This is a genomic window from Microvirga thermotolerans (assembly GCF_009363855.1).
GTDB classification, from domain to species: domain Bacteria; phylum Pseudomonadota; class Alphaproteobacteria; order Rhizobiales; family Beijerinckiaceae; genus Microvirga; species Microvirga thermotolerans.
Genome location: NZ_CP045423.1, coordinates 2,126,165 through 2,138,426 on the forward strand (window position 1 = coordinate 2,126,165; position 12,262 = coordinate 2,138,426).

Genomic DNA, 12,262 nt, shown 5'->3' on the forward strand with positions numbered 1-12,262 from the left:
GAAATTATTTTAAGCTTAAAGCAATTCCAGATCAAGCGGCGGAAGCCCGGCTGGAGGCGGTCTCACCCCCCTGCTGCGCGAGCTGGCGCAGGGCGAAACGCTGGAGCTTGCCCGTCTGCGTCCGGGGAAGCCTGTCCATGTACTCGATGGCCCGCGGGTACTTGTAGGGGGCGATCTCGGCCTTGACGTGGTCCTGCAGCGCCTTCGTCAGCTCGGGGCCGGGAGCATGGCCGTCCCGCAGGACGACGTAGGCCTTCACGATCATGCCGCGCTCCGCATCGGGCACGCCGACCACGCCGCACTCGGCGACGGCCGGATGGGTGAGCAGCGCCGCCTCCACCTCGGGACCGGCGATGTTGTAGCCGGCGGAGACGATCATGTCGTCGGAGCGGGCCTGGTACCAGAAGTAGCCGTCCTCATCCATGAGGTAGGTGTCGCCGCTGATGTTCCAGCCGTTCTGGACGTACTTCCGCTGCCGCTCGTCCGCGAGATAGCGGCAGCCGGTCGGGCCGCGGATGGCGAGGCGGCCGATGGAGCCGGGCGGCAGGTCGCGCCCCTCCTCGTCGACGATCTTCGCCTCGTAGCCGGGAACGGGCTTTCCCGTCGCTCCGGGCCGGATCTCCTCCTCACGCGCCGCGATGAAGATGTGGAGCATCTCCGTGGCTCCGATGCCGTCCATGAGGCTGATGCCGGTCGCCGCCTTCCAGGCGTTGAAGGTGTCCTTGGGCAGCGGCTCGCCTGCGGAGACGCATTTGCGCAGGCTGGAAATGTCGTGGTCCTTCAGCTTCGGAATCATGGCCCGGTACGCTGTCGGCGCCGTGAAGCAGATCGTTGCCCGATACTTGGCGATCGCCGGCAGCAGGTCGTCGGGCCCCGCCTTCTCCAGAAGCACCGTGGAGGCGCCGATCCGCATCGGGAAAAGGACGATGCCGCCCAGCCCGAAGGTGAAGGCGAGCGGGGGCGATCCGATGAAGCGGTCCGACGGCTCGGCTCGCAGGATGTTGCCGGCATAGGCGTCGCAGACCGCGAGCATGTCCCTGTGGAAATGCATGGTGCCCTTCGGCTCGCCGGTCGTGCCGGAGGTGAACCCGATGAGGCATACGTCGTCCGCCGCCGTTTCGACTGCCTGGAATTCCGGCGAGGCGTCGGCCAGCAGGGCCTCGAGGCTGTCGGTCGCGCCGGAGCCCCAGTAGACCACGTGGCGCAGGTCCGGGGACATGGCCCGCGCCTTCTCCATCTCCTCCGCGAGCCGGTGGTCGCAGAAGGCAATGGCGATCTTGGCCTTGGCGACGGGATAGGCGATCTCCTTCGCGCGCAGGAGCGGCATGGTCGCCACGACGACCCCACCGGCCTTCAGCACCGCGAGATAGAGCGCGACCATCGTCGGGTTGTTGGCGGAGCGCAGGAGCACCCGGTTGCCGGGCACGAAGCCGAGCTTGCCCACGAGCACGTTGCAGATCCGGTTCACGCGCTCCTGGAGCTCCCGGTAGGTGAGCGTCTCGGTCGGGCTGATGAGGCAGGGGGCGTCGCCCCTGCCCTCCTCCACCCAGCGGTCCAGGAAGGCCGCCGCGCAGTTCAGGCGCTCGGGATACCGAAGCTCGGGCCGGTCGAAGAGGAAGGTCGGCCACTGATCCTGCGGGGGAAGGTTGTCTTTCGCGAAAGTGTCGACATGAGCCGTGTAAGCCATCGTCCGTTCCTCTGTCCGGTCGCTTCGGGCCGGCGTCGTTCGATGCGCCGGCCTCAGCGGAACAATCCGCTTGAAGAATTCCCAAAATTATTTAAAGCTTCAAATAATGCTTGGCAATCCCGGAGAGGTGGTCCGAGCAGCCCGGCGCCGCCGAAAGGGAGTGTTCGGACGGCTCGATTTGCGGCAGATTACTGCCGCGCTTGAACGGGGCCGCCTTCGCCCCGCCGGAGATGAAAGACGCGCAGCGCGGCACACCGCGCGCAGGGAACAGCCATTCGGGAGTTGATGATGAACCTGACAATCAAGAGCCTCGGCCTTGCAGCCGCCTTCGGCCTCGCGGCATCGCCGGCCCTGGCGCAGGAGAAGCTGAAGGTCGGCCTGCTTCTGACCCTTTCGGGCCCCTCCGCCGTGCTGGGCCAGCAGGCGAGGGACGGCTTCCAGCTCGCGCTCAAGGACCTGGGCGGCAAGCTCGGCGGGCGCGACGTGGAGGTGATCGTCGTCGACGACGAGCTGAAGCCCGACGTCGCCGTCACCAAGGTCAAAGGCCTTCTGGAGCGGGACAAGGTCGACTTCGTCGTCGGCCCGATCTTCTCCAACGTCGCCGTCGCGGTGCACAAGCCGATCGTCGACGCCAAGACCTTCTACATCAGCACCAATGCCGGCCCGTCCAACCTCGCGGGCAAGAGCTGCAGCCCGTATTTCTTCGCCACCTCGTACCAGAACGACCAGAACCACGAGGTCCTCGGCAAGGTCGCCCAGGACCGGGGCTACAAGCGGGTCTATCTGCTGGCGCCCAACTACCAGGCCGGCAAGGACGCGCTGGCGGGCTTCAAGCGCCACTACAAGGGCGAGATCGTCGAGGAATCCTACGTTCCGCTCAACACGCTCGACTTCCAGTCCGAGCTCGCGAAGATCGCCTCCATGAAGCCCGACGCGATCTTCACCTTCATGCCGGGCGGCATGGGCGTGAACCTGGTGAAGCAGTACCGCGCCGCCGGCCTCGCCGACCGCATTCCCTTCCTGTCGGCCTTCACGGTGGACGAGTCGACGCTTCCCGCGCAGCAGGACGCCGCGGTCGGCATGTACGGCGGCTCCAACTGGGCGCCGAACCTGAATACGCCGCAGAACAAGGCCTTCGTGAAGGAATACGAGGCGGCCTACAACAGCGTCCCCGGCTCCTACGCCATGCACGCCTATGACGCCGCCCTCCTGATCGACAGCGCCCTCAAGGCGACCGGCGGCAAGACCGAGGACAAGGACGCCCTGCGCGCCGCCCTCAAGAAGGCGGACTTCAAGTCCCTGCGCGGCGACTTCAAGTTCGGCGCGAACGGCTTCCCGATCCAGGACTTCTACCTTGTGAAGGTCGCCAAGCGGCCCGACGGCAAGTTCCAGACGGAAATCGAGGAAAAGGTGTTCGACGACTACACGGACGCCTATGCGAAGGAATGCGCGGCGACGAACTGAGCCGCGCCTTTCCCCAATCCGTCCCGGGTAATCCCGGGACGGTCCGTCGTAACGCGAGAAGAGCGGACCGCCCGCGGCCGATGCGCAAACGGGAAGCGCCCGGGCGGCTTCGCTCCTCATCGCCCATGAAGCGCCGATGACACCGACCCTCTTTTTCATTCAGGCCCTGAACGGCCTTCAGTTCGGGCTCATCCTGTTCCTCATCGCCGCGGGCCTCACGCTCGTGTTCGGCGTCATGGATTTCATCAACCTGGCACACGGCGTCCAGTACATGGTGGGAGCCTACCTCGTGGCCGCATTCACCGCCTGGACGGGAAATTTCGGCTGGGGGCTCCTTCTCGCGCTGCCGACCGCCCTCGCCTTCGGGCTCCTCCTGGAGGTACTCGTCTTCCGCCATCTCTACGACCGCGACCATCTCGACCAGGTGCTCGCCACCTTCGGCGTGATCGTGTTCCTGAACCAGGCCGTGAAGTTCATCTGGGGCGCCGCGCCCCTCAACGTGCCCGTGCCGGAAATTCTTTCGGGCTCCGTAGAGATCGCCGACGGCCTGCTCTATCCCGTCTACCGCCTCGCGATCATCGCGGCTGGGCTGGCGGTGGCGGGACTTCTCTACGTGCTCGTCAGCCACACGCGCGTCGGCATGCTGGTGCGGGCTGGCGCCACCAACCCGCAGATGGTCTCGGCGCTCGGCGTGAACATCCAGCGCCTGTTCATGGTGGTGTTCGGCTTCGGAGCCATGCTCGCGGGGTTTGCGGGCGCCATGGTCGCGCCGATCCTCTCCGTCGAGCCGGGCATGGGCGACAACATCCTCATCCTTGCCTTCGTCGTGATCGTGATCGGCGGCATCGGGTCGATCCGGGGTGCCTTTCTGGCCGCGATCCTCATCGGCCTCGTAGACACGGTGGGCCGCTCCTTCGCCCCGAACCTCCTGCGGTTCTTCCTCGACCCTGCCACGGCCAGCCAGACGGGCCGCGCCGTCGCTCCCATGCTCATCTACATCTTCATGGCGGCCATCCTGTTCTTCCGGCCCTCCGGCCTCTTCCCCGCCAAGCGCTAGGGTGCAGCCATGACGGACATCGCCCAGACGCGCCCCGCCTCCTTTTCCGCTCCCTCCCCGCGGATCGAGCGGGTGCCGCTCGTGCTCTTCCTGGCCCTTGCGGCGGCCCCCGTCCTCGCGCCCCTGTCGGGCGCCGAGGGCTACGTGCTGTCCCTCCTCACGCGGGTGATGATCCTCGGCCTCGCCGCCATGTCTCTCGACCTGATCCTCGGCTACGGCGCCATGGTCAGCTTCGGGCATGCCGCCTTTCTCGGCATCGGAGGCTATGCGGTCGGCATCCTGGCGAGCCACGGCGTGGAGGATGCCCTGGTGCAGATCCCGGTCGCGCTGGCGGTGTCCGCCCTCTTCGCGGCCGTCACGGGCGCGATCTCCCTGCGCACGAAGGGCGTCTACTTCATCATGATCACCCTGGCCTTCGGCCAGATGCTCTACTTCCTCGCGACCTCCCTCGCCGCCTATGGCGGCGACGACGGGATGACACTCTCCGCCCGCAGCGTCGTGGCGGGCGCGCCGCTTCTCAAGGACGACCGGGCCTTCTACGGCATCACGTTCGTCTGCCTGCTCGGAACCTATCTTTTCTCCCGCGCCGTCGTCGCGTCGCGCTTCGGTCGGGTCCTGCGGGGAGCGAAGGAGAACCCGATCCGGATGGAGGCCATCGGGTTCCAGCCGTTCCGGTTCCAGCTCCTGGCCTATGTGATCAGCGGCATGATGGCGGGGCTCGCGGGTTTCCTTCTCGCCAACCAGGCCGAGTTCATCAGCCCCTCCTTCATGACCTGGCAGCGTTCGGGCGAGCTGATCTTCATGGTCATCCTCGGCGGCCTCGGCACCCTGCACGGAGCGATCCTGGGCGCGGCGGCCTTCCTCCTCCTGGAGGAGTTCCTGCCGGAGCTTCTCCACCTCGCAGGCTTCATGCTGAGCGCCGACCTGCAGGCGCGGCTGGTCGACAACTGGAAGATGGTGTTCGGACCGCTCCTGATCCTCATTGTGCTGTTCGCGCGCGGAGGGATCATGGGCCTGCTCGGCCGCGCCCGTCCCGAGCGCCGGGAGGTCTGAGACGATGACGAAGCCGCTTCTCGAGCTGCAGAATCTGCGCAAGACCTATGGCGCCCTCGTCGTCACCGACGACGTGAGCCTGTCCATCCCCGAAGGAGAGGTGCACGCGATCATCGGCCCGAACGGGGCGGGCAAGACGACGCTCATCCACCAGATTTCCGGCCTCGCCTCCTCCGTGTCCGGACGCATCGTCTTCGACGGCGAGGACATCACCCGCCTGCCGATGCACGAGCGCGTCCGGCGCGGCCTGGCGCGCTCCTTCCAGATCACCTCGGTCCTGCCGGGATTCAGCGCCCTCGAGAACGTGGCTCTGGCGGTCCAGGCGCGCTCGGGCTCCAGCTACCGCCTGTTCGGGAACGCCGCGCGGGAGAGGCGGCTCAACGAGCCGGCCATGGAGTGCCTCGGCCTCGTCGGCCTCGCGCCGCGCGCCCATCTCCCCGCCGGGCTTCTGTCCCATGGCGAGAAGCGCCAGCTGGAGCTTGCCATCGCCCTTGCGACGGAGCCCAAGCTGCTTCTCCTCGACGAGCCCTTGGCCGGGACCGGACATGACGAATCCCGCCGCGTGGTGGAGGTCCTCCGCCGCCTGCGGAGCCGGACGACGATCCTGCTCATCGAGCACGACATGGATGCGGTCTTCTCTCTGGCCGACCGGATCAGCGTTCTCGTCTACGGCCGCGTCGTCGCCACGGACACGCCGGAGCGGATCCGCGCCAACCCGGAGGTCCGTTCCGCCTATCTCGGCGAGGAGGAGATGGTCTGATGCTCTCCGTCCGCAATCTCCAGGCCTCCTACGGCGCCGCCCAGGTCCTTTTCGACGTCTCGCTCGACGTGGGCGCCGGGGAGGTCGTGACCCTGCTCGGGCGCAACGGCATGGGCAAGACCACCACCATCCGCTCGATCATGGGCCTCCTGCGCCCCCAGGCGGGCGAGGTGCGCTTCGACGGCGCCGTCGTCACCGGCCTCGCCCCCTATCGGGTGGCCCAGACCGGGATCGGCCTCGTCCCCGAGGGCCGGCAGATCTTCCCGACTCTCTCCGTCGAGGAGAACCTCGTCGCCACCGCGTCGGCCCGCAGCGGCGCGCGCCGGTGGACACTGGATGCGGTCTACGAGCTTTTTCCCCGCCTCAAGGAACGCCGCCTCAACCTCGGCACGCAGCTCTCGGGCGGCGAGCAGCAGATGCTCGCCATCGGCCGCGCCCTCATGACGAACCCCAAGCTCCTCATCCTCGACGAGGCGACGGAGGGGCTGGCGCCCCTGATCCGGGCGGAAATCTGGGACTGCCTGAAGCGCCTGCGCGGGGAACGCCAGTCCATTCTCGTCATCGACAAGAACGTGAAGGCCCTCGCCGCCTTCGCGGACCGCCACGTCATCCTCGAAAAGGGCCGCTCCGTCTGGACGGGAACCAGCGCGGAACTCCTGGCCGACAAGAGCCTGATGGACCGGTATCTTCACGTGTGAGGAGAGCGCCGTGGCGCAGGCGGAGATCGACCTCGAGGCGGAATACAACAACCGGGCCCGGGTCCCGGACCACCCCAGCCACATTGCCGGGTGGCAGCGGGATGCCGCGGCCTACCGGGAGACCGCGCGGTGCGAGCTCGACATCGCCTACGGTCCCGGCGGGCGGCACCGGCTCGACCTGTTCCATCCCCCCGGCGGGGATGCAGGGGCACCGGCGATCATGTTCATCCACGGGGGCTACTGGCAGGCCCTCGACAAGTCCTCGTCGAGCCACCTCGCCCGCGGCGCCAACGAGCGCGGCTTCACCGTCGCCGTTCCGAGCTACGATCTCGCACCGGGGATCACCTTGAGCGGAATCGTGGCCGAGATGGAGACCGCGGCCGATTTCCTGATGCACCGGCTGGGCCGCGCGCTGGTCGTGACGGGCCATTCGGCAGGCGGCCACCTGACCGCCTGCCTCATGGCGCGCAGTCCGAAGGCCCTGCGGCGCCCGATTACCGCGGGGATGCCGATCTCCGGCCTGTTCGACCTGGTGCCCCTCGTGCCCACCTCCATCAATCGGGCGCTGGGCCTGACGGTCGAGGAGGCGCGGCGGCTGAGCCCGATCTACGACACCCCTCCCCTCGACAGCCGCATCGTCGCCGTGGTCGGCGGCGCGGAGAGCGCCGAATTCCGGCGGCAGTCCCGCGACTTCGTCGCGCAGTGGAGCGCCATGGAGGCCGTCGCAAGGGTCCACGAAGTGCCGGGAGCGCACCATTTCGACGTGATCGCAGGGCTCGCGGATCCGGGCGACGTCCTTGTCGAGACGCTCGTGACGCTCGCCGCCGGCGCCTGAGGCCGCAAGCCCTGCGAGCGGCTTGCCTTTGCCTGGGGTCGCTGCGTCGCGATCTCTGCCGGTTCGTGCCCGATGAATCCGCTCGCCAGGCTTCGCTCTTGCCGCGGGAGCCCGATCATGATGCCATCTGATATCCGGCCCTCGCCGGTCATGACGACAGAGCAAGGATCGTGCGGCATTGGACCCGGCTCAGGCTCCCGCGATAGGTGAAGGTCCGGACACCGGCGCTCGCCACGGCGGCCCTGCCCCCTCGCCCCCCGTATTCGTCGCGCGGAAGCTCTGCAAGTCCTACGGAACGGGCGAAGCGGCGGTCTATGCCCTCAGGGACGTGGATCTTGACATCTACAGCGGGGAATTCGTCGTCCTGCTCGGCCCGTCGGGCTCGGGCAAGTCGACGCTGCTCAACATCCTCGGAGGCCTCGATGCCCCGACCTCCGGCCAGGCGACCTGGAGGGATCACGAGCTCACCGGCTCGACGGAGGCGCAGCTGACGGCCTACCGGCGCGACCATGTCGGCTTCGTGTTCCAGTTCTACAACCTGATCCCGAGCCTGACGGTGCGGGAGAACGTGCAGCTCGTCGCGGAGATCGCCCGGGAGCCGATGGCGCCCGAGGAGGCCCTGTCCCTGGTCGGCCTTTCGCATCGGCTCGACCATTTCCCCTCGCAGCTCTCGGGCGGCGAGCAGCAGCGGGTCGCCGTCGCCCGCGCTATCGTCAAACGTCCCGACGCCCTTCTCTGCGACGAGCCCACCGGCGCGCTCGATGCGGAGACGGGCAAGCTCGTCCTCGCGGCGATCGCACGGGCGAACCGGGAGGTCGGCTCCACCACCGTGGTCATCACCCACAACACCGCCATCGCCGGCATGGCCCACCGGGTGCTGCGCCTCAGCGGCGGGCGCATCGTCGGCATCGACGTGAACCCCCGCCGGATGGCGCCGGAGGAGCTGAGCTGGTGAGCGTGCTCGACAGAAAGCTGGTCCGCGATCTCTGGAGCCAGCGCGGCCAGGTCCTCACCATCGCCCTTCTCGTGGCCACGGGCGTCACGGTGCTGGTCGGATCCGTCAGCACCTACGTCTCGCTCCTCGGAGCGCAGGAGGCCTATTACCGCGAGAGCCGCTTCGCCGACGTCTGGGCCGACGTGAAGCGTGCGCCCCGCAGCCTCGTTGGCCGCATCGCCGAGATCCCCGGCATGGGCACGGTGGAGGCGCGGATCGTGGAGGACGTGCGGGTGGCCTGGCCCCGATCTCCCATCTCGGTTTCGGGTCGGCTCGTCTCGATTCCCGACCGCGGCCAGCCCGAGCTCAATCGCCTGCGCCTCGCGAAGGGACGATGGATCGATACCGTCCGCCGGGACGAGATCCTGATCAGCGCCGCCTTCGCCGAAGCCTGGGCGGTCGAGCCCGGAGAGCCCGTCGACGTGATCCTGAACGGACGGATCCAGAGGTTCCACGTGGCGGGAATCGCATACTCGCCCGAGTACATCTATGCCTCGCCGCCGGGAAATCCCCTTCCCGACGACCGCGCCTTCGTCGTGCTCTGGGCCGGGGAGAACGCGATCGCAGCCGCCTTCGACATGGAGGGAGCCTTCAACAACCTGACGCTGAGCCTCGCCCCGGAAGCCTCGCCCGCCGCCGTGATCGCCGACCTCGACCGCATTCTCGATTCCTATGGCGCGCCGGGCGCGTACGAGCGCAGGGATCAGCCCTCCAACCGCTTCCTGTCGGACGAGCTCGCGGAGCAGCGGACGCTGGCCATCGCGGTGCCGCTCATCTTCTTCGGCATCGCCTCGTTCCTGCTCAACATCGTCCTCGGGCGGCTCGTGTCGGCCCAGCGGGAGCAGATTGCCGCGCTGAAGGCGCTCGGCTTTCCGTCGCTGCCGGTCGGCCTACACTACGTCAAGTTCGTCGGGATCCTTTGCGCCCTCGGGGCCGCGGCGGGCATCCTGGTCGGCATCCGGTACGGCCAGGGAATGATGAACAACTACCGGCCCTTCTTCCGTTTTCCCGACCTCGACTACGTCTTTCCCGCCTGGCTGCCTCTCTCGGCCGTGGCGGCGAGCTTTGCCGCCGCCGCTGTCGGGGCGCTTGCCGCCGTCCGGCGGGTCCTCGGCCTGAGGCCCGCCGAGGCCATGCGGCCGGCGACACCTCATGCCGTGCGGCTTACGCTGCCGGGACTGCCCGTCGGGCCCGTGCCGAAGATGGTTCTGCGCAGCCTGTTTGGCCGCCCGCTGCGCTCCGCCCTGACGGTTGTCGGGCTTGCCTTCGCGGTCCCCATGGGCGTGCTGGGGCTCTTCTGGTGGGATGCCTTGGATTCCATGGTCGAGATCCAGTTCGAGGGAATCCAGCGCGGCGATGCTGCCGTGACCTTCACGGATCCCGTCCCGAGCCGCGCCATCGGCGAGATCCGGCAGATCCCGGGTGTCCTGGCCGCCGAGGGCCGGCGCACGGTCGCGGTGCGCCTGCGGTCGGGACACAGGACCTACCGCATCGGGCTCACAGGCCTGGCGCAGGGCGCCGAGCTCAGCGTCCCCCGCGACCGTGCATTGCGGGCCCTCCCCCTTCCGCCGGACGGTATCATGATCAGCACGGCTCTGGCGGACCGGCTCGGCGTGAAGGTCGGTTCCCTTCTGACGATCGAGGCCTTGGAAGGCCAGCGCCCCGTCCGTGAGCTTCCCGTCGCGGCCCTCGTGGACGACCTCATCGGATTCAGCGCCTACATGGAGCGGAGCGCGCTCAACCGCCTCATGCACGAAGGCGACCTGGTCACCGACGCCGCCTTGCGCGTCGATCCCCTGAGGGCCGACGAGGTGTGGCAGAGTCTGTCGGAACGTCCGAAGGTGGTGTCCACTTCCGTGAAAAGCAGCTGGCTGCGGGTTTTCGACGAGACGATCAGGGGGATGGTGGCGGTATCGGCTGCGGTCCTCACGCTCTTCGGCCTGCTGATCGCGGTCGGAGTGGTCTACAACAGCGCCCGCATCGCCTTCCAGGAACGCGTCTGGGAGCTGGCGAGCCTGCGCATTCTCGGCTTCAGCCGGGCGCAAGTCTCGCGGATCCTCTTCGCCGAGCTCGGGGTCCAGATCCTCGTCGCGATCCCGCTCGGCCTTGTCCTGGCACAAGGGTTCGTGGCCCTGCTTCTCGGGCTGCGCGACAACGAGACCTTCCGCATTCCGCCCGTCATCGGCGTGTCGACCTACGCCAGCGCGGCGCTGACGGTCCTTGCCGCGGGCTTCGCCAGCGCTTTTCTCGTGCGCCGGCGGATCGACCGGCTCGATCTCGTGGGCGCGCTGAAGGCGCGGGACTGACATGGCATGGCTCAAGCGCATCCTCCTCCTCGCGGTCGTCCTGGCAGCCGCCGCCACCGCCCTAGTCTGGGCTTTCAGCCCGCGGCCGGTCGGGGTCGAGGCCACCCCCGTGACGGAAGGCCCCTTCCGATCCATCGTCGAAGGGGACGGCCGGACGCGCATCCGGGAGCGGTACGTGGTTTCCGCCCCGCTCACAGGGCGCGTCCTGCGTCTGAGCGTGAAGGCCGGCGACGAGGTTCGTGAGGGGTCCCCGGTCGCGACGCTCCTTCCCACTCCTCCGCAATTCCTGGATCCGAGGGCGAGGCGCGAGGCGGAGGAACGCGTGGGCGCGGCCGAAGCCTCGCTGGAGGAAGCGTCCGCGCGCCTCGAGCGCGCCCTGGCCCAGGCAGCCCAGGCCGAGGCGGATTACCAGCGGGTCCGGACCCTTCAGGAAAAGGGCGCCGCATCGCAGCAGCAGCGCGAACGGGAGGAATTGAGCCTGCGGCTCGCGCAGCGCGATCTGGATGCCGCCCGGTTCCGGAAACATGCCGCCGAGCACGATCTCGGCCAGGCCCGGGCTCTCCTGCGCCGCTACGACGACTCCGAGCCCGGAGAGCGCTGGGAGGTTGCGGCCCCCGTCCGGGGTCGCGTCCTGAGAGTCCTTCAGGAAAGCGAAACGATTGTCCCGGCGGGCGCTCCGCTCGTGGAGATCGGCGACCCGAGCGATCTCGAGGTCGCAGTCGACATCCTCACCACGGATGCCGTCGCCGTGCAACCCGGCGCGAAGGTCGAGATCGACCATTGGGGAGGCCCGGTAGTCCTCGAAGGGCGGGTCAGGCTCGTCGAGCCGTCGGCCTTCACGAAGGTCTCCGCCCTGGGCGTGGAGGAGCAAAGGGTCTGGGTCGTGATCGACATCGTCTCCCCGCACGACCTATGGAACACCCTTGGGGACGGGTACCGGGTGGACGTGAGGATCGTCACGGAGGAAATCCCGAAGGCCACCCTCGCCCCCTCCGGCGCGCTGTTCAGGCGCGGGGACGGATGGGCGGTCTTCGTCCTCATCGACGGCACGGCTCATGAAAGGCCGGTCACGGTCCAGCGCCGCTCGGGGCGGATCGCTGCCATAGCGGCCGGCCTCCAGCCCGGAGACGTCGTCATTCCGTATCCCCCGGGTGCCCTGCACGACGGAGCACGAGTGCGCATTCGGTGAGACGGAGCGAAAGGACGACCAAGCTGACGTTGCTGAAACTCCGGATCCGATTGCGCGCGACTGTAATGTACCGAACACAAGGAAAGGAAAATGTGAATACCGCGAGGCATCGGAAATAAAGAGTCGAAAAATCACAACATGTTTACTAGGATAATTTCATCTCTGGATTCTTATCCCATCAAGGTGTAGCTTTCTTTCACGAGCCTGGCCTTTCGGCAC

Annotated in this window: 10 protein-coding genes; 9 read left to right on the forward strand and 1 reads right to left on the reverse strand. The window is 67.9% G+C overall.

The window, feature by feature from the left end:
- Nucleotides 1–31: 31 nt before the first annotated feature.
- On the reverse strand, nucleotides 32–1,687 hold the full coding sequence (locus GDR74_RS09815; RefSeq protein ID WP_152586145.1) for a benzoate-CoA ligase family protein: 1,656 nt from the start codon (nucleotides 1,685–1,687) through the stop codon (nucleotides 32–34).
- A gap of 288 nt (nucleotides 1,688–1,975) precedes the next feature.
- On the opposite strand from GDR74_RS09815, the gene GDR74_RS09820 reads away from it, so the two are divergent.
- The 9 genes from GDR74_RS09820 to GDR74_RS09860 all read left to right on the forward strand — a co-directional run bounded on the left by GDR74_RS09820 (nucleotide 1,976) and on the right by GDR74_RS09860 (nucleotide 12,043).
- Entirely contained in the window at nucleotides 1,976–3,151 is a 1,176-nt protein-coding gene (locus tag GDR74_RS09820; protein WP_152587719.1) for an ABC transporter substrate-binding protein, read from the forward strand.
- Between the two features lie 136 nt (nucleotides 3,152–3,287).
- The gene (locus tag GDR74_RS09825; protein ID WP_152586146.1) at nucleotides 3,288–4,208 is read left to right on the forward strand and encodes a branched-chain amino acid ABC transporter permease; all 921 of its coding nucleotides are present in this window, start codon (nucleotides 3,288–3,290) and stop codon (nucleotides 4,206–4,208) included.
- Between the two features lie 9 nt (nucleotides 4,209–4,217).
- Nucleotides 4,218–5,261, forward strand: a complete 1,044-nt coding sequence (locus GDR74_RS09830; RefSeq protein WP_152586147.1) for a branched-chain amino acid ABC transporter permease — start codon at nucleotides 4,218–4,220, stop codon at nucleotides 5,259–5,261.
- A gap of 4 nt (nucleotides 5,262–5,265) precedes the next feature.
- Entirely contained in the window at nucleotides 5,266–6,021 is a 756-nt protein-coding gene (locus GDR74_RS09835) for an ABC transporter ATP-binding protein (protein WP_152586148.1), read from the forward strand.
- Nucleotides 6,021–6,719 carry an ABC transporter ATP-binding protein gene (locus GDR74_RS09840; protein ID WP_152586149.1) on the forward strand — a complete coding sequence of 233 codons (699 nt, stop codon included), beginning with the start codon at nucleotides 6,021–6,023 and terminating at the stop codon, nucleotides 6,717–6,719. Before GDR74_RS09835 ends, GDR74_RS09840 begins: the two co-directional genes overlap by 1 nt.
- Before the next feature lie 10 nt (nucleotides 6,720–6,729).
- Nucleotides 6,730–7,554: an alpha/beta hydrolase gene (locus GDR74_RS09845; RefSeq protein WP_152586150.1), complete on the forward strand. Its 825-nt coding sequence runs from the start codon at nucleotides 6,730–6,732 to the stop codon at nucleotides 7,552–7,554.
- A gap of 202 nt (nucleotides 7,555–7,756) precedes the next feature.
- The gene (locus GDR74_RS09850) at nucleotides 7,757–8,509 is read left to right on the forward strand and encodes an ABC transporter ATP-binding protein (RefSeq protein ID WP_152587720.1); all 753 of its coding nucleotides are present in this window, start codon (nucleotides 7,757–7,759) and stop codon (nucleotides 8,507–8,509) included.
- On the forward strand, nucleotides 8,506–10,854 hold the full coding sequence (locus GDR74_RS09855; protein ID WP_246179344.1) for an ABC transporter permease: 2,349 nt from the start codon (nucleotides 8,506–8,508) through the stop codon (nucleotides 10,852–10,854). Before GDR74_RS09850 ends, GDR74_RS09855 begins: the two co-directional genes overlap by 4 nt.
- Before the next feature lies 1 nt (nucleotide 10,855).
- Nucleotides 10,856–12,043 carry an efflux RND transporter periplasmic adaptor subunit gene (locus GDR74_RS09860; protein ID WP_152586152.1) on the forward strand — a complete coding sequence of 396 codons (1,188 nt, stop codon included), beginning with the start codon at nucleotides 10,856–10,858 and terminating at the stop codon, nucleotides 12,041–12,043.
- Nucleotides 12,044–12,262: the final 219 nt, after the last annotated feature.